The sequence below is a fragment of the Amycolatopsis sacchari genome (assembly GCF_900114035.1).
GTDB lineage: Bacteria > Actinomycetota > Actinomycetes > Mycobacteriales > Pseudonocardiaceae > Amycolatopsis_E > Amycolatopsis_E sacchari.
Genome location: NZ_FORP01000002.1, coordinates 150,971 through 174,838 on the forward strand (window position 1 = coordinate 150,971; position 23,868 = coordinate 174,838).

The window sequence follows — 23,868 nt, forward strand, 5'->3', positions numbered from 1 at the left end:
CGTTCCGGACCCGCCTCGGCGTCAGCCGCGAACCCATGATGCCCACAGCCGTAGCTCCCTCCCCCACCTCCCGACACGACACTGTGGTGCCAAACCACATACCCCCTCAGCTCCCGGCCGCTTACCGTCGGTCGCTATGAACGAACTGGACGGCCGGATGGCCCTGGTCACGGGCGCGGGCAGCGGGATCGGGCGCGCGTGCGTGCACGCGCTGGCGGACGCGGGCGCGAAGGTGCACGTCGTGGACATCGACGGCTCCGCCGCCGAACGCGTCGCCGCCGAGATCGGCGGCCGGGCCCACATCGCCGACCTCGCGGACCCCACCGCCGTCGACGCGCTGCCCCGCGAGGTCGACATCCTCGTCAACAACGCCGGTTTCCAGCACGTCGCGCCGCTGACCGAGTTCCCGCCCGAGGTGTTCACGCGGGTGCAGCAGGTCATGGTCACCGCACCGTTCCTGCTGATGCGCCGGGTCCTGCCGCACATGTACGAGGGCGGCTACGGCCGGATCGTCAACATCTCCAGCGTGCACGGTCTGCGCGCCAGCCCGTTCAAGGCCGCCTACGTGGCGGCGAAACACGCACTCGAAGGACTGTCCAAAGTGGCCGCACTGGAGGGCGCGCCACACGGCGTGACGAGCAACTGCGTCAACCCCGGTTACGTCGACACCCCGCTCGTGCGTGACCAGATCCGCGACCAGGCCGCCACCCACGGCATCGCCGAGTCCGAAGTGGTCGGTGAAGTCCTGTTGCGCCGCGCGGCGATGAAGGAGCTGCTCGACCCCGGCGAGGTCGCCGAGGCCGTGCGGTGGCTGTGCGGCGAGCACGCGCGGCACGTCACGGGGATCTCCCTGTCCCTCGACGGCGGCTGGACCGCTGCCTGAAAACCCCTGCGACACAAAGGAGTGTTGGTCTTGCCCAGTCCCCGCATCGCGAAGGTCGTGGCCGCGAGCCTCATCGGCACGACGATCGAGTGGTACGACTTCTTCCTGTACGGCTCGGCCGCCGCCCTCATCTTCAACAAGCTGTTCTTCCCCGGCTCGGACCCGCTCACCGGCACGCTGCTGTCGTTCGCCACGTACGCCATCGGGTTCCTCGCCCGGCCGCTCGGCGGGCTGGTGTTCGGGCACTTCGGTGACAAGGTGGGCCGCAAGAAGCTGCTCGTGTTCAGCCTGCTGCTGATGGGCGGTTCGACGGCGGCGATGGGCGTGCTGCCGACGTACGCCGCCGTCGGCGCGGCCGCGCCGGTGCTGCTCACGCTGCTGCGGCTGGTCCAGGGCTTCGCGCTCGGCGGCGAGTGGGGTGGCGCGGTGCTGATCGTGTCCGAGCACGGGGACGACCGACGGCGCGGGTTCTGGGCGTCGTGGCCGCAGTGCGGCGCGCCCGGCGGGAACCTGCTCGCGACGGCGGTGCTCGCGGTGCTGGCGGCGGTGCAGTCGGACGCGGCGTTCGCGTCGTGGGGCTGGCGCATCCCGTTCCTGCTGTCCGGGGTGCTCGTCGTGATCGGCCTGTGGATCCGGCTTTCGGTGACGGAGTCGCCGGTGTTCCTCGCCGCCCAGCGCAAGGCGGAGAAGCGGGCGCACGTCCCGGTCGTCGAGGTGTTCCGCGACAGCTGGCGGCAGGTGCTGATCACGATCGGCGCGCGGATGGCCGAGAACGTGTCGTACTACGTGCTCACCGCGTTCATCCTCGTCTACGTCACGACCGGGCTGGGCCTGGGCAAGTCGGCCGGGCTCAACGCGGTGCTGATCGGGTCGGCGGTGCACTTCGTCACGATCCCGTTGTGGGGCGCGCTGTCCGACCGGATCGGCCGCAAGCCGGTGTACCTGTTCGGCGCGGTCGCGATGGCGGGCTGGGCGTTCGGGTTCTTCGCCCTGCTCGACACGCGCTCGCCCGCGCTGATCGCCCTCTCCGCGACGATCGGCCTGGTCCTGCACGGCGCGATGTACGGCCCGCAGGCCGCGTTCTTCGCCGAGCAGTTCGCCACGCGCGTGCGGTACACGGGCCTGTCGGTCGGCGGGCAGCTGTCGTCGATCGCGGCGGGCGCGCTCGCCCCGATCGTCGCGGTGGCGCTGTTCAAGAGCTCCGGCGGCACGACGGCGGTGTCGCTGTACGTGGTGGCGATGTGCGTGCTCACGGTGCTCGCCCTGCTCACCGCCCGTGAAACGGCCCGCACCTCCCTCCACGACGAGGCAGCCGAGGGCACGCTGAGTGGTGTTTCCTGAGCGCCTGTCCTACGTGACGGATCGGGTACCCGCTCACCGCATGGGTCGAGCCGGAACTGCCGGAGTGGCTGGAAGAGCGTGACGTCGAATTCGAGCCGGATGCCGTGAAGCAGCTCCTCGACGAGCTGAGGCCGCCGCGAATGGGTATCGCTCGTCCAGTTCTTCACGCAGAGCGACGTCCACTACGGGTGCTTCCTGATCAGTCGCGATGATCTCGCCACTGACACCGCCACGCGAAGCCTTGCGAAATGAGACGATGAAACCGTGGATGACGTGCTGCGACTGCTCGACCTGCTCGCCGGCGGGGCGGGCAGCGAGCAGCTCGCCGAGGTCGGCGCGGGCAACCCGGAACTCGCCAAGGCGACCGAGCTGGCGCTGCGGATCTCCGCGACGCTGAGCGCCCACCGCCGCCGCGAGGCCGAGCTGACCGCCCTGTTCGACACGGCGAGCGATCTGGCACGGCTGCACGACCCGGACGCGGTGCTCCGGTCCATCGTGCGCCGCGCCCGCACGCTGCTCGGCGCCGACGTGTCGTACCTGAGCCTGAACGACGAGGCCGCCGGCCGGACGTACATGCGCGTGACCGACGGCTGCGTCTCGCAGCTGTTCAAGGAGGTCGTGCTCGGCATGGGCGAGGGCATCGGCGGCCTCGTCGCGCAGACCGCCCGGCCCTACGCGAGCCCGGACTACTTCCGCGACAGCCGTTTCCAGCACACCGGCCCGATCGACGACGCCGTGCGCGACGAAGGGCTGGCCGCGATCCTCGGGGTGCCGCTGTCGCTGGGCGCCGAGGTGATCGGCGTGCTGTACGCGTCAGACCGCACGCCGCGTGAGTTCACCCCCGACGAGGTCGCGCTGCTCCAGTCACTGGCCGACCACGCCGCGATCGCACTCGACAACGCCCGCCTGCTCGACGAGATCAGCTCGCACAGCGCGTCCGTCCAGCGCGCCGAGGAGGCCCACGACCGGCTGATGGACCTCGTGCTGCGTGGCGGTGACGTGCCCGACGTCGCGGCCGCGGTCGCGGACGTGCTGCACGGGGCGATCGGGTTGTTCGACGCCGACGGGATGCCGCTGACGTCCGTGGGGACGCCGGTCGCCCCGCCGCCCGCCGAGGCGGTCGCGGCGTCACGCGCCACCGGCCGGTCGGTGACCGGCGACGGCGTGTGGGTGTGCGCGGTCCAGGCGGGGCCGGAACCCCTGGGCAGCATCGTGCTCGCCGGACGGCCGGAACTGGTCGACGCCGACCGGCGGTTGTTCGAGCGTGCCGCGGTTGTGACGGCGTTGCTGCTCATGTTGCGCCGCTCGGTCGCGAAGGCCGAGGACGAGGTGCGCGGGGAGCTGCTGAGCGACCTGCTGACCGCGCCGGGCCGCAACCCGGCAGCACTCGTCGCTCGCGCGGCACGCCTCGGGGTGGACCTCACGGAGTCGCACGTCGTGCTGGTCGCCCACGCGGAATCCGTGTCCCGCACCCGCCTCGCGATGGCCGCCGCCCGGTACGCCGCGCTCGCGGGGAGCCACGCGGACGAGGTGGTATTGCTGGTACGCGCGGAGGACCCGTCGCTCGCTTCGCGGATAGCCACGGATCTCGGGGCCATTGTGGACACTCCGGTGACCGTGGGGGCCGCCGGCCCGGCGAGCGGCCCTGCCGCCATCGCGGAGGCACACGCCGAGGCGCTGCGCTGCCTGCGGGCACTGCTCGCACTCGGCCGCACCGGTGAGGGGGCGTCGGTGGCGGAGCTGGGGTTCCTCGGCGTGCTGCTGGGCGACCGTGGTGATCTGGAGGGTTTCGTGCGGCGGACCCTCGGACCGATACTGGACTACGACACCCGCCGAGGCACGGAACTCGTGCGGACGCTGGAGGAGTACTTCGCGGCAGGCGGGAACCTCACGCGCGCGAAGGAGGCGTTGCACGTCCATGTGAACACGGTCGTACAACGCCTCGAACGCGTGGCCACCCTCCTCGGCGAGGACTGGCAATCTCCGGCGCGAGCGCTGGAGGTCCAGCTGGCACTGCGTGTGCACCGCTTGCGGCGGTCACCCTAGCGAGCACTCCGCGGCCAGGTTTCCGTTGGCAGGACGGGAAACCGTGGTTGACCGGGGCGGACGTTTCCCGTCCAGCCAGCCTTCCAGCACGGTGAAGGCGCTGCGGAAACAGGAACCCATCGGGCGGAGCCGGTCGGGATAGGTGTCGTACAGCGCGTCGACGTGGTTGCCGCCCTCGATGCGGTAGTAACGGTGCAGGTTCCCGCGCCCCGCGGCAGTGATCATCCGGTCGTAGACGTCGGAATCCCGGCTGATCGGCAGCAGCGAGTCGAGCGTGCCGTGCAGGGTGATGAGCGGTTTGCCGATCCGCCCGGTCAACGCGATGCGATCGACGGCCCGGTGCACCGCCGCCGGGCGGGACGCGTAGTCGTAGTCAGCGTCGTTCCCTCGGTAGCCCGGGTCCAGTTCCTCGCGGTAGATCCGTTGCGTCAGTTCCCAGTAGACATCGCGGTGGTACGGCCACAGGAACTCCGACTCGGGCGCGAAACCGGCTTCCACGGCAGAACCCCGCAACGCGGATGGCAGGAATGTCAGCAGGTTGTCCCGCTGTGTCCACAGTGTCCCTTCCCAGTCCACACCCCCGTCGTAGAGCGCGGGCCGGTTCTCCAGCTGCCACCGCACCAGGTACCCGCCGTTGGACAGCCCGGCGGCGAGTGTGCGGGTGACGGGGCGGCCGTAGAACCGCGCTGCGGCGGCCTTCGCGGCGAGGGTCAGTTGCGTGACGCGGAAGTTCCACTCCGCGATCGCATCGCCGGGCCGCTTGCCGTCGAGGGAGAAGCTGGTGCCGGTGTTCCCCTTGTCGGTCGCGGCGAACGCGTACCCCTCAGCCAGCACCTGGTCGGCGATCGCGCGGTCGTTGGCGTACTGCCTGCGGTTGCCGGGAGAGCCGCCGACGACGAGCCCGCCGTTCCAGTGCCGTGGCAGCCGCAGCACGAACTGGGCGTCGTGGTTCCAGCCGTGGTTGGTGTTCGTGGCCGAGTCGTCGGGGAAGTAGCCGTCGACCTGCACTCCCGGCACCGGCCCCGGCACGGGCAGCCCGGCGGAGGTCAGCCCGGCCCAGTCCGCCGCGACGGTGTGCCCCGAGGCAGTCGTGCCGGTCGTGGTCAGGTCGGCCAGGCACGCCGATTCCTGGTACTGCGCCCCGGGCACGCGCACGTCACAACCACCGCTCGCGGCCGCCGTTCCCGGCAGCACCACCGCGGCGAGCAGGGCGGCGAGCGCCACCGTGAAGAACTTCTTCGTCTCCATCGGGGAAAACTAGGGTGACGGGGTGCACGTGGACCATGTTTCCCGCCCACACAAACCTCCTTCGCGATGTGGCTGTCCGCACCGTCGAAGCCGTGGTGGAACCGGTTCTACCCTCGGTGCACGTTTGGTCACGAGGAGGTGATCGGCTTTGCGCCGGTTCTTGTTCCTGTTCGTCCTGCTGGCAGGACTGGTCGCGGCGGGCACCGTGCCCGCGTCGGCGGCGAGCATCCGCCAGGTCACCGGGTTCGGCGGCAACCCCGGTGCGTTGCAGATGTTCGAGTACAAACCCGACGGTCTCGCGGCGGGGCGTCCCGTGGTGGTCGCATTGCACGGCTGCACGCAGGACGCCACTGGTTACGGCCAGGGCTCCGGCTGGGTGTCGCTGGCCCAGCGTGCCGGGTTCACGCTCGTGCTGCCGCAACAGCAGCAGGTCAACAATCCCAGCCAGTGCTTCAACTGGTTCCAGTCGGCGGATGTCACCCGCGGGCAGGGCGAGGTGGAGTCGATCGCGCAGATGGTGCGCTGGGCCGTCGCCGATTCGGGAGCGGACAGCCATCGCGTGTACGTCACGGGCCTGTCCGCGGGCGGCGGGATGACGGTCGCGCTGCTCGCGACGTACCCGGACCTGTTCGCGGGCGGTGCCGTGGTGGCGGGTCTGCCGTACGGCTGCGCCACAAGTGCGATCGACGCCTACAGTTGCATGTACCCCGGCAAGGACCTGACGCCGTCGCAGTGGGCCGCGAAGGTCCGTGCCGCGTCCACGTACCAAGGCCCGTGGCCGACGGTCAGCATCTGGCAGGGCACGGCGGATTACACGGTGGCCCCGGCGAACCAGCGTGAGCTGGTGGACCAGTGGACGGCGGTGCACGGCATCTCGACCACGCCGTCGGCGACGGACACCGTGTCCGGTTATCCCCACGCCGTCTACCGCGACGCTTCGGGCCGGACGGCGGTGGAGACGTACAGCATCACCGGCATGGGCCACGGCCAGCCGATCGACCCAGGTGTCCAGTGTGGACAGCCGGGCGCATACCTGCTGGACGTGCACCTGTGCACCGCCGCGAGGATGACCAGCACGTGGGGCTTCTGAGCGGCACGCTCAGCGGTCGCTGTACTTGATGGCGGTGAGCGTGATGACGGTGCCGGGCGCGACCTTGGTGCCCGCGGCGGGGCTCTGCCCGGTCTGGACCCAGTCGCGGTCGAGGATGAGCATACGGCCGCGCCCGGTACCGTCCACCTCCCGGAGGTTGTAGAGCCCGGCGGCCTGCATGGTGTCCTGTGCGTCCTGGTGGTTCATACCACTGACGTCGGGAACGGTGATCAGTTCCGACGCGGAGGTCGTTGCCGATTCGCGGTGCGAGGTGGGAGCAGGCGCTTCGCTACCCGACGTGGGGGCGGGGGATCGTCCCGTGCCCCCGGCGCATCCGGCGAGCGTGAGGGCCACGACGACGATTCCGATCGTTCTGCGCACTGCCCGTCCTTCCCGTTGGTGACTACGTCGACACCAGGTGGTCGGCGAATCGTTGAACAGCGTTACAGCCCCTAGGCACCCGCCCGGCGGAGGCGCTCCGCCGCCTGAACCCGCAAGGGTTCGCCACACACCGGCGGGTCGCCGTGCAACGCTTCCCACCGGGCGTTGTGCGCGGCGGGCCACACACTGGCCGCCCACGCGACTTCCCGTTCCTCCACTGTGAACGGCCGCTGCCGGATGCGCTGGTACGCCTGCAGAAACGCCTCCGAACTCTCGATCGGTGGCAGCGTCGGCGGTCCCGCGCTCGCGAACGTGCCGCTCGCCGCTCCGGCCAGTGCGGCCTCGGGCTGCCACGTGAGGCTGTCCCAGTCGTGCACCGCCCAGATCTCGTCGCCGTGCCAGCGCAGGTTCTGCGCCTCGAAGTCGCCGTGTCCCAGCACGCACGGCAGGTCCGCGGCCAGCAACCGCTGCCGGGCACGCACCGCCGTTTCGACGACGTGGTCCGGCACCACGCTCTGGTCCCGCTCGTCGAGGAACGGGATCACCGGCCACAGCCCAGGATCGCCGTGGTCCCACCGCACCCACCGCGGGTTCGGCAACGGCGGCGGGACGACCAGGCCGGCCAGCTCGGACATCAGCCAGGCGAACACCGCCGCGTACCGGACAGCCACCTCCGGCGAGTCGCCGCGCAGCATCTCACCGCCGGGCCGGAACTCCTCGGCGTGCACGTCGAACGCCCCGACCGCGACGACCGGCGTGAGCGGCCGCGCGCAAGGAAAACCCTGGCGCGCCAACCACTCCTGAGCCGCGACGCACGCCGCGGCCCTCCCCTCGCCGGGACGCGACTTGACGACGACGTTCCGCCCATCCCCCAGCCGCAGCCCGAACACGGTCGATATGCTCTCCAGCCGGAACAGCACCTCCGCCGGTTCGCCGTCCAGGTGACGCCGGCACCACGACGTCAGCTCGTCCTCGCGCACCCGGATGAGTATGCCCCACCGGGCCGCACCATGGAGCGTCCTGAAAACACCCCCTCCGGCACCCGGCGGACACTGGAACCGCCAGCACATCCGGGACGACCACACCCCGCTGGCAACCCGGCTTCCGGTTGGCCGCACCCGCCGGAAGCCGGGCCTCAACGGAAGGAACCCTCGGCAACCTGCCCGTTCTTCAGAGTCGCCCGGACCCGATTCGCGGGGTGCTTCAGGACGCGAACCGCCGCGTACTCGTCGTCACGGATGACCAGGAAGCCGTTCTCCGCATCGAGATCGAGCCGGGCTCCCGCCCGCCACCTGCCCTGGGGGAGCTCGTCGCGGGAAGACTGAACGCACTCGTCGACCAGCCGCGCGTCCTCCGGGGAGCCGACGGCAACCGTGCCGCTCCGATCGCCGAGCCGTGGCAGTGCGACCGCGAGCCCGACGGCGAGCACGACCACCGCGGCGGCCACGGCCAGCGGCGCACGCATCGCCCTGAACCGGCCACCGGGAGCCCACCCCTCCAGCTGCGGTTCGATCTCGGCCCACAACCGGTTCCGCAACCCTCAGGCATCGGCCGCCGCTCCGGCAGTTCGGAGGTCTCGCTCATCGCCCCTCCGCCAAGCCCGTCGAATCGATGCCAGTGTCCTCCAGGAGGCGCCGCAGCCTGCTTCGGGCACGGGAGATCCGCGCCCGGACGCTCACTTCGGCGATCCTCAGCACCTCCGCGGCCTCGGCCGTGGACAGCTCACCGAGCAGGCACAGCCGGTGCGCTCGCCGTGCTCGCTTCGGTCGTCGGGCTGGCACGGTCCGGTGGCGACGAGGACTCGTCGCGCTGCTCGTGCCGTTCGCGATCGCCCTGGCCGCCTATGCCGTGCCGCGGCCCGACTGGATGGGGACCTACCGCTTCACGACGCCCGTCTGGGCCCTGGGTGCGCTGATCAGTGCCCTCGCCGCGACGGAGGTGCTGCGCCAAGCCCGTCCCCGCGTCCGCACGCTGCTGGCCGCGGCACTCGTCGTCGGGATGCTGCCGTCGGTGGTGTCGTTCGCCGGTCAGTCCCAGCAGTTCCGGGCCGCCCCGACGTTCCCGGCCTGCGCGGTCGCCGACCGCTACGGGAGGACGTTCAACGCCTACGCCGACCTGATCGGCGCGCGGGCCGCGTCCCTGCTGCTGACCGATCTCGGCGGTACCTCGCTGACCAGCCGGCTGCACCTGGTCGACCTGGGCGGGCTCGGGGACTCCCGGATCGCCGACTACATCCACGACAACGACCCGGCAGGTCTGCGGGACTACGACCAGATCTTCGACTCCCCGGACGCGGACGGTTTCCCCGGCGGCGACTGGGTGCGCAAGGAAGCCGCCCCACCCTTGTCCGTGCGGGCCGAGCCGTCCTGTGGTCAGAGATTCACCGCAGGCTCGACCGAGGGGTTCGAAAATGGGATTCGCCATGAAGTCGGCACTGACAGGCGGCGCGCTCGCGGCGACCGCACTCCTTTCCGCGTGCGGCGGGAACAGCGTGGTGGGGCACGGATCTCCTGCGCCGGTGAACGAAGCCAAGGCGGCGGTGCAGGCATCGGCGAACCCACGACCGGAGACGTCAACTGCAGCGAGCACGGCACGGCCAAGGCGTCGTCTACTGCGGGAAAGACGGCGACACCGCCTTCCGCATCGAAACCGCACCCAGCGGTTCGTGACGCGGGATGAGCAGCCGGGACCCCACGAATTCCCCCAGCTCACCCGCTGTGCCCCCGGCAGGACTCGAACCTGCGACCTAGAGATTAGAAGGCTCTTGCTCTATCCAGCTGAGCTACGAGGGCCTGGCGCCGACGGCCGCTGCAGGCCACGACCACCCCTGCAGTTTAGTCAACGTCACCCCTCGTATCGCTGGACACCGGCTGATCGTTTCAGCCCCTGCCGATGTAGGGCATCTTGGTCGCGGTGAGAGTCATGAACTGGACGTTCGCCTCCAGCGGGAGGCCCGCCATGTACAGCACGGCCTCCGCGACGTGCACCGGGTCGAAGGTCGGTTCCGGGCGCACCGAACCGTCCGCCTGGCGGGCTCCCGTGGCGATCCCGGCCGTCATGTCCGTCGCCGCGTTGCCGATGTCGATTTGACCACACGCGATGCCGAAGGGGCGCCCGTCCAGGGAAATCGTCTTCGTCAGGCCCGTGATCGCGTGCTTCGTCGCCGTGTACGCGGCACTGCCGGGGCGGGGTGCGTGCGCCGAGATCGAGCCGTTGTTGATGATGCGCCCGCCCTGCGGCCGCTGCTCCTTCATCACCCGCACCGCCTGACGGGCGCACAGGAACGCGCCCGTCAGGTTCACGTCGACGGTCTGCCGCCAGGCCGCCACGTCCAGCTCACCCACATCACCCGATGGGCCGAACGTGCCGGCGTTGTTGACCAGCAGGTCGAGGCGCCCCCATTCGCGGCGCACCGCGTCGAAGAGGGCCTCGACCTGCTGCTCGTCCGCCACGTCGGTGGGCACGACCAGCGCGGAACGGCCCTCGGCCGTCTCCGCCAGCGCCTCCGGGCGCCGCCCGGCCAGCGCCACGTCGTACCCCGCGTCGAGCAGGGCGCGCGCGATCACCCGGCCGAGGCCGGACCCGGCGCCCGTCACCACCGCGACAGCCATGGCGTCAGAAGTTGATCATGTGGCCGGCGAGGCCGTGGACGGCCTCCTTGACCGCCTCACCCAGCGTCGGGTGGGCGTGCACGTTCCGCGCCACCTCGTGCACCGTCAGGTCCCACTGCTGCGCCAGCGTCAGCTCCGGCAGCAGCTCCGTGACGTCCGGCCCGATCAGGTGCGCGCCCAGCAGCTCGCCGTACTTCGCGTCCGACAGGATCTTCACGAACCCGCCGGAGTCCGCCAGGCCGTGTGCCTTGCCGTTCGCGGTGAACGGGAACTTCGCGACCTGGACGTCGAAGCCCTTCTCGCGGGCCTGCTCCTCGGTGTAGCCGAACGAAGCGACCTGCGGCTGGCAGTACGTCGCCCGCGGGATCATCACGTAGTCGAGTTCCATCGTCTCGGCACCGGCGATCGTCTCCGCCGCCACGATGCCCATCGACTCGGCCGCGTGCGCCAGCATCAGCTTCGCCGTGACGTCCCCGATCGCGTAGATGTGCGGGACGTTCGTGCGGCAGTGCCCGTCGACCGCGATGGCGCGCCGCTCGGTCAGCTCCACACCCGTGTTCTCCAGGCCGTAGCCCTCGACCCGCGGCTGGAAACCGATGGCCTGCAGCACCTTGTCGGCTTCGAGCGTCTGCTCCGCGCCGTTCGACGAAACCGTCACCTTGACCTTGGCGCCGCTGTCGTCGATCGACTCGACCTTCGTCGAGGTCAGGACCTTGATGCCCAGCTTCTTGTACCGCTTCGCCAGCTCCTTGGACACCTCGGCGTCCTCCAGCGGCACCATCCGGTCCAGGAACTCGACGATCGTCACGTCGACGCCGTAGTTGTGCAGCACGTAGGCGAACTCGACGCCGATGGCGCCCGCACCCGCGATGATGATGCTGCCGGGCAGCTCACGCGAGAGGATCTGCTCCTCGTACGTCACCACGCGCTCGCTCAGCCGGGTGCCGGGCAGCAGCCGCGTCGTCGCGCCGGCCGCGATGATGCAGTTGTCGAAGGTCACCGTCTCGGTGCCGTTCGCGGTGGTCACTTCGAGCGTGTTCGCGTCGGTGAACTTCCCGCGCCCGTCGTACTCGGTGATCTTGTTCTTCTTCATCAGGAAGTGGACGCCCTTGACGCGCCCGTCCGCCACCGACCGGCTGCGGTCGAACGCCGCGCCGTAGTCGAAGCGGATGTCGCCGTCGGAGGAGATCCCGAAGGTCTTCGCCTCCTTGGTCACCAGGTGTGCCAGCTCCGCGTTCCGCAGGAGCGCCTTCGACGGGATGCAGCCCACGTTCAGGCAGACGCCGCCCCAGTACTTCTCCTCCACCACCGCCGTCCGCAGTCCGAGCTGTGCCGCCCGGATCGCCGCGACATACCCGCCAGGCCCGGCGCCCAGCACCACCACGTCGAAGTGTTCAGACATGCACCCAGCCTATGCCCGGGGTGCGGCCGATGTTCGCGCGGTGGTACGGGCACCGGGCCCGCGAAATCAGACCCGTTCGAGGATCACGACGGGGATCTTCCGGTCGGTCTTCTCCTGGTACTCGTCGTACGCGGGCCACACCTTCGTCATCACCGGCCACAGCTTCTCGCGCTCCGCGTCGTTCGCGGTGCGCGCGCGTGCGGTGAACCTGTCGGCCTTGACCTGCACCTTCACCTCGGGGTTCGCCTGCAGGTTGAGGTACCAGCCCGGGTGCTTCGGGTCGCCGCCCTTGGAGGCCACGATGACGTAGTCGCCGTCGACCTCCTGGTAGATGAGCGCGAACTTGCGGTCCTCACCGGTCTTGCGGCCCTTGGTCGTGAGGATCAGGGCCGGCACTCCCGGCTGCCAGTCGTGACCCTCCTCACCGTCGGTCTCCTCGTAGCGGCGCACGTGCTCATCGCCGAAGAGCATCAGAGGCTTCCTTTCGTCGTCGGTTCAGACCACTCCGCAACGGAACAACAACCGTGGCCCCTCGGGTAATCCGACCCGATCGAGTGCATCTGACCAGGCAAAATCCGGGAACCCTTCTTAGAATTCGGGCCGTTGAGAGCGTTTGCCGCCAGGGGAGGACGGATGATCGCCAGGAGTCACGTGACGCTCGAGGACGTCGCGGAGGTGGCCAACGTGTCGTTGGCCACAGCCTCCCGCGTCCTCAACGGCACGACCAACGTCCGCGAGGACCTCAGGGACAGGGTCCTCGCCGCGGCGACCGACCTGGCCTACACCCCCAACGTGCACGCGCAGGCGCTCGCCGGGGCGTCGCACCCCACGGTCGGCGTGGTGTGCCATGACGTGAGCGACCCGTACTTCGCCGCGGTGGCACGGGGTGTGCTGCGGGCGGCGGACCGCAACGGGTTGCTGGTGATGCTCGCGAGCACCTTCCGCGACCCGGAGAAGGAGATCGCGTACGTGTCGACGCTGCGCAGGCAGCGCGCGTCGGCGATCGTGCTCGCCGGTTCCGGTTTCGAGGACAGGGCGTGGGAACGCGCGCTGGCCGCCGAACTGGAGCCGTACCGGCGCGGCGGCGGGCAGGTCGCGGTGATCGGCAGGCACCGCAACCTCAAGGTCGACAGCGTGCAGCCGGAGAACCGGTCGGGCGCGAAAGCGCTTGCCGGGGCCCTGCTCGGGCTGGGGCACCGGCGTTTCGCCGTGCTCAGCGGCCCGCGGACGATGACGACGGTGGTGGACCGGTTCACCGGCTTCCGCGAGGGCCTCGCCGAAGCGGGGATCGAACTGTCCGAACGAGACGTGTTCGAGGCCTCCTTCGACCGCGACGGCGGACAGGCGGCCGCGGAGGAGTTCCTGTCGGGCAGGCACCGCGCCACGTGCGTCTTCGCGGTGAGCGACCAGATGGCGATCGGCGCGCTGGCGGCGTTCCGGGCCGCCGGGCGTGACGTGCCGGGAGACGTGTCGCTCGCGGGTTTCGGGAACATCCCGGTGGCCCGCGACCTGAACCCGGCGCTGACCACCGTCGCGCTGCCGTTGGAGGACCTCGGCGAGCAGGCGATGGAACTCGCCTTGAGCGGCACGCCCACCGGGCGCAGCCGGACCCGCCGAATGGCCGGTGAGGTGTTGCTCCGCGACAGCACGGCGCGCACCCGTCGCCGCCGCTAGGGTCCACTGTGGAGTGATCTACTCTGGGTAGCACGGCGCCGCCGGCTCATTCCCGGCGGCGCCGCGAACGCCCCTCGTTCGGCCGAGCGGCCCACTTCCCGTATCCGGCCGTGCTCCGATCGACTGATGCTGCCTGCAAGTTGCAATCAAAACAGTCCATCATTTGATCGGCCGTGCCACGATGACCCCCATGACAACCACTTCCGAACCCCGATGGCGAAGACTCGAGCCAGACGAACGCAGAGAACAGATCTTCACATGTGCCGCGCGGCTGTTCGGGGAGCGGCCGTACGCCCTGGTGTCCACTTCGGACATCGCGGCGGAGGCGGGCGTGGCCAGGGGCCTGATCAACCACTACTTCGGGACCAAGCGGGAGCTGTACCTCGCGGTGATCCGCCGGGCCGTGACGATGCCGGCGCTCGACGGGCACGCCCCACTCGACGGGCCGCTGTCCGAGCGGGCCAACGTGACGGTCGAGAAGTTCCTGGACATGGTGCTCAGCCAGGGGAAGATGTGGCTGGTCGCGACGTCGGAGGGCATCGGGCAGGACGCCGAGGTGGAGGAGATCCTCGTCGACGCGGAGCGCCGGTCGGCCGACCGCGTGCTGGACGCGTTCGGCGTGCCCGCGGACGCGGAGGCGCGGCCGCAGCTCAACGCGCTGATGCGGTCGTTCGCCGGGATGGTGAAAGCGGCGGGTCGCGAATGGCTGCTGCGCAAGGAACTCGACCGCGGCCAGGTGCACACCCTGCTTTACCACACACTCATCACGATGCTGGAGCGCGTGTTCCCCCCGCTGCTCAAGACCGAGTGAAACCCTCCCGGACCGGACAAAGGCCGTGACCCCGCCTTTCCGGTTCCGGAAGATCCGGATTGCTCATCCGCGGCGGCTTCACCGGTAGGTCAGCAGCCGCGCGCCCCGCCCGTCGAAGTGCGAATGCTCGTTGAACGACAACAACGTGAGCCCGCTCCGCCCGGCGAGCACCTTCGTGATCCCGCAGTTCACCGTGACCCTGTTCAGCTTCAGCAGCCCCGTTTCGGGCTCGCCGAGCAGCGTCCCCGCCACCGTTCCGATCACCCCGCCGGACGTGAAGACGAGCGCGTTCTCACCCTTGCCCAGCGCCGCGACCAGGTCTTCGAGCGCTCCCCGCACCCGCGCGCGGAACGCCGGCCACGATTCGGCGCACGGCGTGTCCTCACCGGCGCCGATCCATTCGGCGAGCGCACCGTCCAGCACTTCCTGGTAGCCCCGCGAATCCGTCGCGCTCTGCGGCACGCCACCGCCGTGGTGCGCCACGATGTCCACGTGGTCGTACTCGTTCCACCTCGGGTCCTCCTTGGCGGGCGCGCGTTCGCCGAGCCAGTCGAGGACCGTCTCGGCGGTGGCGCGCTGGCGGGCCAGCGACCCGGACCTCGCTTCGGTGAAGCGGATGTCGCGGCGCAGCAACTCCGCGCCGACCACCGCGCCCTGCTCGGCACCGAGGTCGGACAGCCGGTCGTAGTCCGCTTCACCGAAGGAGGCCTGGCCGTGCCGGATCAGGTAGATCGCTCCCATCGACCGCAGGTTATCCGGCCGTGTTGAGGAGCCTGTTCGGCGTGCCCGCGGTCGCGTTGCTGATCTTGCCGGTGCTCGCGGCGGCGGTCAGCGCGTCGGACACCTGCGCGGGCGTCGCGGCCGGGTGGCCGGCGAGGTAGAGCGCGGCAGCGCCGGTGACGTGCGGGGTCGCCATCGACGTGCCGCTGATCGTGTTGGTGGCCGTGTCACCCGTGCCCCACGAGGACTTGATGCTCACGCCGGGGGCGTAGAGGTCGACGATGCTGCCGTAGTTGGAAAAACTCGCCTGCTTGTCGGTCCGGTCGCTGGCCGCCACGGTGATCGCGCTCGCCACGTGCGCGGGCGAGTAGCCGCTGGCGTTCGCGCTGTCGTTGCCCGCGGCCACGGCGAACGTGACGCCCTTGGCGATCGCGCCCTCGACGGCCTGGTCGAGCGCGTCGTCGGAGGTGCCGCCCAGGCTCATGTTCGCCACGGACGGGCCGGAGGCGTGCTCGGCGACCCAGTCGATCCCGGCGACGACCTGCTCGGTGGTGCCGCTGCCGTCGGCGTCGAGCACCCGGACCGGAACGATCTTCACGCCCTTCGCGACGCCGTACTCGCTGCCGCCGATGGTGCCCGCGACGTGCGTGCCGTGGCCGTTCTCGTCGGTGGGGTCGGCGTCGTTGTCGATGAAGTCGTAGCCGCCGGAAACGCGTCCGCCGAAGGTCTCGTGCGTCGCGCGGACACCGGTGTCGATGACGTACGCGGTCACGTTGGTCGCGGTGGTGCTGTACGTGTACGAGGAGTCGAGGGGGAGGTCACGCTGGTCGATGCGGTCGAGGCCCCACGAAGGCGGGTTCTGCTGCGTGTCGGACACGCGGAAGACGTGGTTCTGCACGACGTACGCGACGTTGCTGTCGGCGGCGAGCCGCTTCGCCTGGCGCTCGGTGGCGTGGATGGAGAAGCCGTGCAGCGCCGCGGTGAACGTGCGGGCGAGCGAGGTGTCGTAACGACCGGTGAGGGTCTGCGAAAGCTTGCTGACGGCGTCGGCGTTCTTGAGCACGACGAGGTAGCTGTCCGCCACCGCACCCGGGGTGCCGGCGTCGCGGATCTGCCCCTCCTGGGCCTGCGCGCTCGCGGTGCCGCCGGCGACGGCCGCGAGTGCCACCCCGGCCGCGAGTAACTTCCGAGCGTTCACCATGAAACTTCCTCCCACCCGATTTAGTGATTAGAAGGTCATGCAAACCGGTGGTCGCCACTCACGGCAACAATTCACAGTTACCACTACTAACCCGTTTGGGTGAGCGCTGCTAAGGTGGGAGACGCAGGCAACAGGGCGAGGCGTGATCAGGTGACCGATACCGACACCGCGTTCTCCAAGGCGCTGCGCACTTCGATCGCCCGTAGCGGGCTGAGTCTCGACCGGCTGCAGGCGCGGCTGCGCGCCAACGGTATCCCGGTGAGCATCACGGCGCTGAGCTACTGGCAGTCGGGCAAACGGCAGCCGGAGCGGCAGAGTTCGCTGTCGGCGGTGCGGGTGCTCGAAGACGTGCTCGGGCTGCGTCCCGGTGAGTTGCTGAGCCTGCTGCCCCCGCCGCGTCCGCGTGGCACGAACCGGCCGCGCGGCGAGCCCGTGAACTTCCCCGTCGATGCGCTGCGGACGCTGCTGGAACGGGTCGGCGCGCCGCACGCGTTGGAGCAGCAGCACAAGCTGAAGCTCGCGAGCCTGCACGACCGGTGCGAGATCGCGGCGGACGGCGGCCAGCGCGCCACGACGGCGCGCGCGGTGTTCCAGGCGACGGCCGACGGTCAGGACCGCTGGCTGCTGGTGTACGACCACGGCGGCACCGACGCGGGGCCACCCCGGCTGCACGCGCTGCGCAACTGCCGCGCGGGCCGCGTCGAGGTGGACACCGAGCACGGGCTGACCGCCGCCGAGCTGCTGTTCGACCGCACGCTCGAACGGGGCGAGACGCAGCTGATCGAGTACACGCTGACCAACGGCGGGCCGCCCTATCCCCCGTGCTCGAACACCTACTACCGCGAGTTCCGCCGCCCCGTGCGCGAGTACCTGCTGGAGATCAGCTTCGACACGGCTCCCGAGCGCTGCTGGCAGTACACGCGGACCGATCCGGAGAAGGGCGAGGAGCGGCGGGACCTCCACCTCGACACGACGGGCGGGGTGCACGCCGTCGCGCTCGACTTCGGTCCGGGTGTGTTCGGCATCGGCTGGACGTAGGACGTCCTACGTATTGCGGTTTCGCCCGTCAGCACACGGGATCCTGCACCGCGAGGCCCGTTTCGCCCGGATCGACAACCAGGACGGGGCAGGCCGCGTTTGCCGGGGGACATCTTCGAGAACGAAGGAGCCTGGGGTGAGATCGGGAAGCATCGCGGCCGCCTGCGCCGCACTGACCGTGGTCTGCCTGCCGGTGGTGGCGTCCGCCGCACCGGCGCAGGCCGACGCACCGGTGGCGTACGCCGTCACCGCCGCCTACGACGTGCCCGCGCTGGAGGGCACCGGCAACGACACCGCATCCATCGTGTTCCGGTCCCCTGGGGCGCCGGGGACCACCGGCGGCACGTTCGACGAGCAGTCACTGCCCGTCGGGCCGCTGTCGACCGGCACGTCCTGGTTCCTCGACGTGAACCGGAAAGTGGGCTGGTTCGACGACTCGGTGCCGCCGGCGGGGGCCACCGCACCAACGTCCTACCAGTCCACGGCGACGCTGAGCGGCAGCGGGAGCGTGGACGCCCACGTGCGGGCGGACTACATGCTGGAGGCGCAGGGCGGGGCCCAGCACGTGTGGCTGTACCTGGACGACGCGACGAGCATCGCGCAGTGCCCCGGGCTGCGCGGCACGGGAGGGAGCGGGCTGTGGGTCCGGCAGCCCGACGGCGCACTGGCGCGAGTTCCGCTGCCCTTGGACGAGCCGTACACCGTCCGCGACGTGCCGCTGCGACTGCCGCAGGTCACGGTGGCCGACCAGGACCTGCCGCAGTTCGCCGACATCTCCGTGCGCACGGCGGGTCCTGGTGAACTCGTCGGCGCCGATGGCACCGTGGCCGCGGGCTGGCGGGTCGACGTGGACAGCTACGTGGTCGGGGCGAACGGACGCGAGGACCGCGGCCACTCGGTGCTGGTCCTCGGCGGAGCCGCCTGCACCAGCTGACCACCCGGCGACCGGTGGCGGCGCCGGCCCATCCCGACGACGCCGCCACCAGGTTCGTGGCGTGCGGCGACCAGCGCCAGGGCTAGGCCAGTTCCGTGCGCAGCACCTTGCCCGTCGCGTTGCGGGGCAACTGCTCCACGAACTCCACGTCCCTCGGCACCTTGTAGCGGGCCAGGTTCGACTTCACGTACTCGCGCACGGTTTCCGCGTCCAGGTCGCTGCCCTCGGCACGCACGACGAACGCCTTCAGCCGCTGCCCGAACTGCTCGTCCGGCACGCCGATCACCGCGGCCTCCAGCACGTCCGGCCGCTCCACCAGCAGGTTCTCCACCTCGACCGGGAACACGTTCTCCCCGCCGGACACGATCATCTCGTCGTCACGGCCGTCGATGAACAGCAAGCCGTTCTCGTCGAAATGCCCGACGTCACCGGTGGACAGCAGCCCGTCGATCATCTCCTTCTGCCTGCCGTCGGTGTAGCCGTGGAAGCTCAGCCCGCTGCCAACGAACACCCGCCCCGTCACGCCGGGTTCGGTGATCCGCTGCCCCGCCGAGTCGTACAGCGCGACGCGGCAACCCACCGGCGACCGCCCCACCGTGCCCGGCGCCCGGCGCCAGTCCTCCGGCGTCGCGACCGTCGCGACCGCGACCTCCGTCGAGCCGTACAGGTTGTGGATCACGTCGCCGAACGCCTTCGTCGCCCGGTTGCCCAGGTCCGGCGACAACGCCGAGCCCGCGACGAAGATGATCCGCAGCGACGACGTGTCGTACCGGCTCAGCACCTCCGGGCCGAGGTCGACGATGCGCTGCAGCATCGTCGGCACCAGCACCAGTGCCGTGCACCCGTGCTCCTCGACGCCCTTCAGCGCCGCCTCCGGGTCGAACCGGCGGCGCATCACGACCTTGCACCCCAGCGCGTACGACAGGATGAACTGCGAAAGCCCGGTGCCGTGGAAGATCGGCGCGCCGAGGTACGTGCTTTCCCCCGCCCGCAGGGGAATCCGGTCCAGGAACTGCGCGGTGGAGAACAGCGACGTGTGATCGCGCGGCGCCCCCTTCGGTGTGCCGGTCGTCCCGCTCGTCAGCAGCACGAACCCGCCGCGGCGCGCCGGCGCGGGCACCGGCCGGTCGTCGGTGCTGGTGATCAGCTCGTCGAGGACCGGGATGCCGTCGAGCGCGTCGTCGGAGTCCACCCAGGCCAGGTACCTGTCGACGTCCGCGGGGATGTCGGAGAGCAGGTCGGTGAACTCCTGGTCGTACACGAGGGCACGCGCCTGCTCGCGCCGCACCACGTCGGCGAGCTGCCTGCGCCCGAAGCCGGTGTTCATCAACAGCAGCCGCGCGCCGAGCTTGCCCGCCGCGGCCATCGTCAGCACCAGGCCGCGGTGGTCGCGGCAGAGCGCGGCCATCACGGTCCCGGGCCTGATCCCGCGCCCGGCCCACGCGCGGGCGAGCGCGTTGGACTGGAGTTCGAGCTGCCGGAAGGTGAGCGGGCCCCGCTCGTCCACGAGACCGACCGCGTGCGGGCTGCGCCGGGCCGCGATCTGGGCCGCGGCGGCGAACGGGCCGATCCTGCGCATCGCGACGAGGGCTTGCAGCCCTTCGTCGATCCTCGGGAACGGGATGAGGCCCGCCTTCCACATGACCTCGATGCTGCGGACCGTCTCCGTCACCTTACCGCCGAGCATGGCACCTCCGTTGGGGCCGACCGTACCGACGGTACGGACGTTACCGGAGAGTAGGCCGGAGACGGAACCGGTGCTCAGGCCGCGAAGGCGTGGAACGGCACCCGGGCGTCCACGGTGAAACGGGCCACGACCACGTCCTCGGCGGTCTCGATCGGCCCCGGCCGGTCGGGGTCGATCGTCGTGAGCAGCGGATATCCCTCGGTGCCGACGGGGCCGTAGCTGCGGCCCTTCTCCCAGTCGGACGCGGGGATGCCGTCGGGGGTGCGCCTGATGTAGGCGCACTCCTTGACGACCAGCGCGTTCTCCGGGTGCTCGCGCCCACCGGGCACGAACCAGTACATGAAGTGCGGCCTGCCCGCCATCTCGATCACGACCTCGATGTCGTTGCCTGCGGGGTATCTCATCGGGCGTCCTCCAAGACGACGAGCGGTGCCCTGTCCGCGGCACCGAAGAGCGAGGCGAGCTGCTCCGGCGTGCCGCGGAAGGCGTTGGCGTCGTAAGGGCTCAGCGACGGGGCGCTCGCGGAGCTGGTGAACTGCAGCAGGAGCACCGGCAGCCCGCCGTAGCCGTCCCAGTACGAGGCGGGCACGTCCCGGTACTCGTCGAGGTAGCCGCCGGGGTCCAGGTCCGGGTAGCGGCTGGACCACAGCGGCGGCAGCCCGGCCAGCGACGGCGAACCCCAGCTCTGCCAGTACCAGCGGGGCAGGTACACCAGCGGCACCCGGTGGCCGCGGGCCCGCGCGCCGTCGACGAACTGGCGGGTCATCGCGAGCGTGGGCGCGGAGACGACCTGGCCGTCGGTGCCCTCGATGCGCTCCACGTCCGGGATCAACGCCATGCTCTCCGGCACCGTGCGGTCGACCGCGTCGAGGTGCTCCTCGACGGAGTACCGGCTGTCGAGGAACCAGTACGCGGCGGTGATCATGCCCGCCGCGGCCGAGCGGCCGCTGTTGGCCGCGAACTTGTCGTCGGCCCAGTTGCCCTGGCCCGCCTTGTGGATCGCGAACCGGAGCCCCTCGCGGTACAGGGCGGCGAAGTCGACATCGCCCTGGTGGTGGCTGGTGTCGCTGCCGAACGTCGTGCCTGCTGGATCCAAGGGTCCTCCTCGTGGTGCGTCGGTGGGTCACCGTGCACACGTATCCGGTGGCCCGCCGGTTGAACCCGCGGATACGAAAACTGTCGGTGGTGTGGCGCAGAATCGGAAGGTGCACATCTTCGTCGGACAGGAGGAGGGCGGTCGTTTCGACGTGCTGACCCCGTCCGGCCGGCGTGCGCTCGACCTGGCCGGGCTCGCCGAGTTCGAGCGTGAGCACCGGCCGCGGTGGGTGTTCCCGTCGGTGGAGCGGGGCTACCCGGCGTTCGTGAGGGGCGGGTTGCGCGTGAGCCGGTGCCACGACCTGTCCCTCGCCGAGGGGCTGCTGCTGGCGCACGAGGGCACGGGCGGGCCACGGGGGCTGGCGGCGGCGTTTGCCAGGGCGAACGGGCTCGAACCGCCGCCGGACGAGCCGGCGCACGCCGACGTGCAGCCCGCCCTGTTCGAGACGCGTGGTTCCGGGCTGCCGGACGGGGTTTCGGTGGTGGACGCGGCGAAGGCGGTGCTGGCCGAGCAGGAGCGGCGGATCCGGCGGTGCGAGCAGCCGGAGCGGATGCGGTTGCTGGTCGCGGCGGAGTCGGCGAGCGCGCTGGCCGCGGCGGAGATGTCCGCCGACGGGCTGCCGTGGCGGGCGGACGTGCACGACGCGTTGCTGACGGAGCTGCTGGGCCCGCGCGTGCCCGCCGGGCAGCGGCCGAAGAAGCTGGTCGAGCTGGCGGCCAGGGTCAGCGAGGCGTTCGGCGGCAAACCGGTCAACCCGGACAGCCCGGCGACGATCGTGCGGGCGTTCGGCCGCGAGGGCATCTCGATCCCGTCGGCGCGGGCCCACGTGATCCGCAAGATCGACCACCCCGCGGTGCCGCCGCTGCTGGAGTACCGCGAGCTGTCGCGGATGTACTCGGCGAACGGCTGGGCGTGGCTGGAGGAGTGGGTGCACGACGGGCGGTTCCGGCCGTCGTGGGTCGTCGGCGGGGTGGTGTCGGGGCGCTGGGCGAGCCAGGGCGGTGGGGCGCTGCAGATCCCGAAGACGCTGCGGGTGTGCGTGCGGGCGGATCCGGGCTGGAAGCTCGTGGTGGCCGATGCGGCGCAGCTGGAGCCGCGGATCCTCGCCGCGTTGTCGGGTGACCGGCGGTTGGCGGAGGTCTCGGCTTCGACGGATCTGTATGCCCGCCTGGCGGAGGCGATGTTCCCGGTGCTGGACGAGAAGTCGCGTGGCCGGGCGAAGATCGCGATGCTGTCCGCGATGTACGGCGGCACGGCCGGTGAGGCCGCGTCGCTGCTCGCGTTGCTGCGTCAGCGTTTCCCGGACGCGGTGTCCTATGTGGAGGTTGCCGCGCAGGCGGGTGAGCGCGGGGAGCGCGTGCGGTCGCGGCTGGGCCGGACGTCACCGGCGCCGTCGGAGGCGTGGCGGGCGCTGACGGGCGCGGCGGAGGACGACGGCAGGGCGCGGCAGGCGTCCCGGAACTGGGGCCGGTTCACGCGGAACTTCGTGGTGCAGGCCAGCGCGGCGGACTTCACGGCGGTGATGCTGGCAACGCTGCGGCAGCGGCTGCCCTCGCCCGCGCACCTGGTGTTCTTCCAGCACGACGAGGTGATCGTGCACGCCCCGGACGACGTGGCGGGCGAGATCCCGGCGATGATCGAAGCCGCGATGCGCGAGGCGTCGGCGCTCATGTTCGGCCCGCGGTGCCCCGTGCACTTCCCCATGCACACCGCGGTAGTGGACGTCTACGCCGACGCGAAGTGAGGGGCTGGTCGTAGGGGTTAGTGAGTCCTAACGGATGCACGTGTCTCTCGTCGCTTTCCCTGTGGGTCCGTCCATTCGACCACACACATCGCGGAACCAGGGGAACCCATAGCCTGCAACAACTCGTAACTTACTGATCCACGAGGGGGTAACACCTTTACAACTTCCGCCTCATCAGCCAATAAGTCGAAGTTGTCCTGGGGGTTACCGTCACCGTCCTCATAACGGTAACTGACATCAGTAACAGGCTTGTTCAGGTTACTTTCCAAGACCAAGCTCCATCGACGCTTGGTCCTCAATCGGCCTCTACTGTCGGTCTCAGCCGATTCCGTAACCTCGATCCTTGGCCACACTCCTTCGGCAGGATCAGGCTCAACAGCCGCAAGGTCCTGCTGCAAGCTCGGCGCTTCTCGCTTCAAAGCAGCATCGGCTTCACGGCGATACTTGGTCGCCATACGCGCGAGAAGACCGGAGACGACTTCACTCAACTTTTCGACGCTGTCATAATCTGCAATGAAAGCCTCCCTTCCAAGTTCTGCAATATATTTTTCCAAGGCCTGCCGCTGCTCAAGGGCATCACTACCAATCAAGGGGGTGCGCTCGCACCTATTCAGCAGAACAGCTACATCTTTGCCCTGCGCCCGAAGTCGAGCGACCTCTTCGGCAGTTCCGGAAGGATGATCCGGAGTCGGAGTACCCAAGCGATCAGTGAAAACAACGACACCCAGATCAGACTCATCGACTATTTGCTCGTTGAGAACCGACTGCGCGTACTCGCCGAACGCCGGTGTCCCACCTTCACGCCAATCGGTTGTACTGAAGTGGATACCGAAGATTCGCCCTTGGAGATTATTCCACATGCGCACTGCACGTAAAACTACCTCACGATGGCCCGCTGGTAAATCACTTGGACTGGAAACAAGAACCTGAAGCACCAGCGCGTTATATGACACGATCGACC

24 protein-coding genes and 1 tRNA gene are annotated in these 23,868 nt (G+C 70.1%); 10 read left to right on the plus strand and 15 right to left on the minus strand.

Translation table 11 applies throughout. The annotated features are described in order from the left end of the window. Positions 1-136: 136 nt before the first annotated feature. From BMZ92_RS04800 to BMZ92_RS04810, 3 genes are all read left to right on the plus strand, one after another. A complete protein-coding gene (locus tag BMZ92_RS04800; protein WP_091504493.1) occupies positions 137-883 on the plus strand; it encodes a 3-hydroxybutyrate dehydrogenase in 747 nt (248 codons plus the stop codon). 24 nt (positions 884-907) lie between these two features. Next, on the plus strand, positions 908-2,224 hold the full coding sequence (locus BMZ92_RS04805; protein WP_425425788.1) for an MFS transporter: 1,317 nt from the start codon (positions 908-910) through the stop codon (positions 2,222-2,224). 264 nt (positions 2,225-2,488) lie between these two features. Further along, positions 2,489-4,270 carry a helix-turn-helix domain-containing protein gene (locus BMZ92_RS04810; RefSeq protein ID WP_091504495.1) on the plus strand — a complete coding sequence of 594 codons (1,782 nt, stop codon included), beginning with the start codon at positions 2,489-2,491 and terminating at the stop codon, positions 4,268-4,270. Here the strand turns inward: BMZ92_RS04810 and BMZ92_RS04815 are convergent. Beyond that, positions 4,262-5,518, minus strand: a complete 1,257-nt coding sequence (locus tag BMZ92_RS04815; protein WP_177228543.1) for a tannase/feruloyl esterase family alpha/beta hydrolase — start codon at positions 5,516-5,518, stop codon at positions 4,262-4,264. The genes BMZ92_RS04810 and BMZ92_RS04815 overlap by 9 nt on opposite strands. Positions 5,519-5,666: 148 nt before the next feature. On the opposite strand from BMZ92_RS04815, the gene BMZ92_RS04820 reads away from it, so the two are divergent. After that, positions 5,667-6,608 (plus strand): extracellular catalytic domain type 1 short-chain-length polyhydroxyalkanoate depolymerase, encoded by a 942-nt coding sequence (locus tag BMZ92_RS04820; protein ID WP_245782902.1) that lies wholly within the window; start codon positions 5,667-5,669, stop codon positions 6,606-6,608. Positions 6,609-6,617: 9 nt separating this feature from the next. On the opposite strand, the gene BMZ92_RS04825 is transcribed toward BMZ92_RS04820, so the two are convergent. The 4 genes from BMZ92_RS04825 to BMZ92_RS04840 all read right to left on the minus strand — a co-directional run bounded on the left by BMZ92_RS04825 (position 6,618) and on the right by BMZ92_RS04840 (position 8,770). Next, positions 6,618-6,989: a PASTA domain-containing protein gene (locus tag BMZ92_RS04825; RefSeq protein ID WP_245782903.1), complete on the minus strand. Its 372-nt coding sequence runs from the start codon at positions 6,987-6,989 to the stop codon at positions 6,618-6,620. 71 nt (positions 6,990-7,060) lie between these two features. Continuing rightward, complete coding sequence (locus BMZ92_RS04830; RefSeq protein WP_245782904.1) at positions 7,061-7,969, minus strand: phosphotransferase; 909 nt, start codon at positions 7,967-7,969, stop codon at positions 7,061-7,063. A 155-nt stretch (positions 7,970-8,124) separates the two neighbouring features. Further along, entirely contained in the window at positions 8,125-8,454 is a 330-nt protein-coding gene (locus tag BMZ92_RS04835) for a hypothetical protein (protein WP_143249794.1), read from the minus strand. A gap of 115 nt (positions 8,455-8,569) precedes the next feature. After that, complete coding sequence (locus tag BMZ92_RS04840; RefSeq protein ID WP_342743461.1) at positions 8,570-8,770, minus strand: sigma factor-like helix-turn-helix DNA-binding protein; 201 nt, start codon at positions 8,768-8,770, stop codon at positions 8,570-8,572. A 34-nt stretch (positions 8,771-8,804) separates the two neighbouring features. Here BMZ92_RS04840 and BMZ92_RS04845 point away from each other — a divergent pair, with 34 nt between their 5' ends. Continuing rightward, positions 8,805-9,668: a hypothetical protein gene (locus BMZ92_RS04845; protein WP_091504497.1), complete on the plus strand. Its 864-nt coding sequence runs from the start codon at positions 8,805-8,807 to the stop codon at positions 9,666-9,668. 39 nt (positions 9,669-9,707) lie between these two features. On the opposite strand, the gene BMZ92_RS04850 is transcribed toward BMZ92_RS04845, so the two are convergent. The 4 genes from BMZ92_RS04850 to BMZ92_RS04865 all read right to left on the minus strand — a co-directional run bounded on the left by BMZ92_RS04850 (position 9,708) and on the right by BMZ92_RS04865 (position 12,473). Beyond that, positions 9,708-9,781: transfer RNA gene (locus tag BMZ92_RS04850), tRNA-Arg, on the minus strand. A gap of 87 nt (positions 9,782-9,868) precedes the next feature. Next, positions 9,869-10,600: an SDR family oxidoreductase gene (locus BMZ92_RS04855; RefSeq protein ID WP_091504498.1), complete on the minus strand. Its 732-nt coding sequence runs from the start codon at positions 10,598-10,600 to the stop codon at positions 9,869-9,871. A gap of 4 nt (positions 10,601-10,604) precedes the next feature. After that, the gene (lpdA, locus tag BMZ92_RS04860; protein ID WP_091504499.1) at positions 10,605-12,002 is read right to left on the minus strand and encodes a dihydrolipoyl dehydrogenase; all 1,398 of its coding nucleotides are present in this window, start codon (positions 12,000-12,002) and stop codon (positions 10,605-10,607) included. Positions 12,003-12,068: 66 nt separating this feature from the next. Next, on the minus strand, positions 12,069-12,473 hold the full coding sequence (locus tag BMZ92_RS04865; RefSeq protein ID WP_091504500.1) for a nitroreductase family deazaflavin-dependent oxidoreductase: 405 nt from the start codon (positions 12,471-12,473) through the stop codon (positions 12,069-12,071). Between the two features lie 162 nt (positions 12,474-12,635). Here BMZ92_RS04865 and BMZ92_RS04870 point away from each other — a divergent pair, with 162 nt between their 5' ends. Together BMZ92_RS04870 and BMZ92_RS04875 are read left to right on the plus strand one after the other, a co-directional pair. Continuing rightward, positions 12,636-13,676 carry a LacI family DNA-binding transcriptional regulator gene (locus BMZ92_RS04870; protein WP_091504501.1) on the plus strand — a complete coding sequence of 347 codons (1,041 nt, stop codon included), beginning with the start codon at positions 12,636-12,638 and terminating at the stop codon, positions 13,674-13,676. A gap of 190 nt (positions 13,677-13,866) precedes the next feature. Continuing rightward, entirely contained in the window at positions 13,867-14,487 is a 621-nt protein-coding gene (locus tag BMZ92_RS04875; protein ID WP_091504502.1) for a TetR/AcrR family transcriptional regulator, read from the plus strand. Between the two features lie 78 nt (positions 14,488-14,565). Here BMZ92_RS04875 and BMZ92_RS04880 read toward each other — a convergent pair whose 3' ends face one another. Both BMZ92_RS04880 and BMZ92_RS04885 read right to left on the minus strand, forming a co-directional pair. Further along, complete coding sequence (locus tag BMZ92_RS04880) at positions 14,566-15,228, minus strand: histidine phosphatase family protein (protein WP_091504503.1); 663 nt, start codon at positions 15,226-15,228, stop codon at positions 14,566-14,568. Between the two features lie 10 nt (positions 15,229-15,238). Then, positions 15,239-16,408 (minus strand): S8 family peptidase, encoded by a 1,170-nt coding sequence (locus BMZ92_RS04885; protein WP_091504504.1) that lies wholly within the window; start codon positions 16,406-16,408, stop codon positions 15,239-15,241. A 150-nt stretch (positions 16,409-16,558) separates the two neighbouring features. On the opposite strand from BMZ92_RS04885, the gene BMZ92_RS04890 reads away from it, so the two are divergent. Together BMZ92_RS04890 and BMZ92_RS04895 are read left to right on the plus strand one after the other, a co-directional pair. Then, a complete protein-coding gene (locus tag BMZ92_RS04890; RefSeq protein WP_091504505.1) occupies positions 16,559-17,446 on the plus strand; it encodes a hypothetical protein in 888 nt (295 codons plus the stop codon). Positions 17,447-17,582: 136 nt separating this feature from the next. Continuing rightward, complete coding sequence (locus tag BMZ92_RS04895; protein WP_091504506.1) at positions 17,583-18,380, plus strand: hypothetical protein; 798 nt, start codon at positions 17,583-17,585, stop codon at positions 18,378-18,380. Positions 18,381-18,462: 82 nt separating this feature from the next. Here the strand turns inward: BMZ92_RS04895 and BMZ92_RS04900 are convergent, their stop codons facing one another. The 3 genes from BMZ92_RS04900 to BMZ92_RS04910 all read right to left on the minus strand — a co-directional run bounded on the left by BMZ92_RS04900 (position 18,463) and on the right by BMZ92_RS04910 (position 21,163). After that, on the minus strand, positions 18,463-20,067 hold the full coding sequence (locus tag BMZ92_RS04900; protein WP_091504507.1) for an acyl-CoA synthetase: 1,605 nt from the start codon (positions 20,065-20,067) through the stop codon (positions 18,463-18,465). Between the two features lie 74 nt (positions 20,068-20,141). Continuing rightward, positions 20,142-20,471, minus strand: coding sequence for a hypothetical protein (locus BMZ92_RS04905; RefSeq protein WP_091504508.1), 330 nt, complete (start codon positions 20,469-20,471; stop codon positions 20,142-20,144). Continuing rightward, entirely contained in the window at positions 20,468-21,163 is a 696-nt protein-coding gene (locus BMZ92_RS04910; RefSeq protein ID WP_091504509.1) for a glycoside hydrolase family 25 protein, read from the minus strand. Before BMZ92_RS04910 ends, BMZ92_RS04905 begins: the two co-directional genes overlap by 4 nt. A gap of 109 nt (positions 21,164-21,272) precedes the next feature. On the opposite strand from BMZ92_RS04910, the gene BMZ92_RS04915 reads away from it, so the two are divergent. Beyond that, positions 21,273-22,907, plus strand: a complete 1,635-nt coding sequence (locus BMZ92_RS04915; RefSeq protein ID WP_091504826.1) for a bifunctional 3'-5' exonuclease/DNA polymerase — start codon at positions 21,273-21,275, stop codon at positions 22,905-22,907. 17 nt (positions 22,908-22,924) lie between these two features. On the opposite strand, the gene BMZ92_RS36755 is transcribed toward BMZ92_RS04915, so the two are convergent. Further along, entirely contained in the window at positions 22,925-23,860 is a 936-nt protein-coding gene (locus tag BMZ92_RS36755; protein WP_143249795.1) for a hypothetical protein, read from the minus strand. Between the last annotated feature and the right edge of the window lie 8 nt (positions 23,861-23,868).

Coding starts and splice junctions, on each gene's coding strand:
- BMZ92_RS04800 (WP_091504493.1), top strand. CDS start 137: ATGAACGAACTGGACGGCCGGATGGCCCTGGTCACGGGCGCGGGCAGC.
- BMZ92_RS04815 (WP_177228543.1), bottom strand. CDS start 5,518: ATGGAGACGAAGAAGTTCTTCACGGTGGCGCTCGCCGCCCTGCTCGCC.
- BMZ92_RS04835 (WP_143249794.1), bottom strand. CDS start 8,454: ATGCGTGCGCCGCTGGCCGTGGCCGCCGCGGTGGTCGTGCTCGCCGTC.
- BMZ92_RS04855 (WP_091504498.1), bottom strand. CDS start 10,600: ATGGCTGTCGCGGTGGTGACGGGCGCCGGGTCCGGCCTCGGCCGGGTG.
- lpdA (WP_091504499.1), bottom strand. CDS start 12,002: ATGTCTGAACACTTCGACGTGGTGGTGCTGGGCGCCGGGCCTGGCGGG.
- BMZ92_RS04865 (WP_091504500.1), bottom strand. CDS start 12,473: ATGCTCTTCGGCGATGAGCACGTGCGCCGCTACGAGGAGACCGACGGT.
- BMZ92_RS04870 (WP_091504501.1), top strand. CDS start 12,636: ATGATCGCCAGGAGTCACGTGACGCTCGAGGACGTCGCGGAGGTGGCC.
- BMZ92_RS04875 (WP_091504502.1), top strand. CDS start 13,867: ATGACAACCACTTCCGAACCCCGATGGCGAAGACTCGAGCCAGACGAA.
- BMZ92_RS04880 (WP_091504503.1), bottom strand. CDS start 15,228: ATGGGAGCGATCTACCTGATCCGGCACGGCCAGGCCTCCTTCGGTGAA.
- BMZ92_RS04885 (WP_091504504.1), bottom strand. CDS start 16,408: ATGGTGAACGCTCGGAAGTTACTCGCGGCCGGGGTGGCACTCGCGGCC.
- BMZ92_RS04900 (WP_091504507.1), bottom strand. CDS start 20,067: ATGCTCGGCGGTAAGGTGACGGAGACGGTCCGCAGCATCGAGGTCATG.
- BMZ92_RS04905 (WP_091504508.1), bottom strand. CDS start 20,471: ATGAGATACCCCGCAGGCAACGACATCGAGGTCGTGATCGAGATGGCG.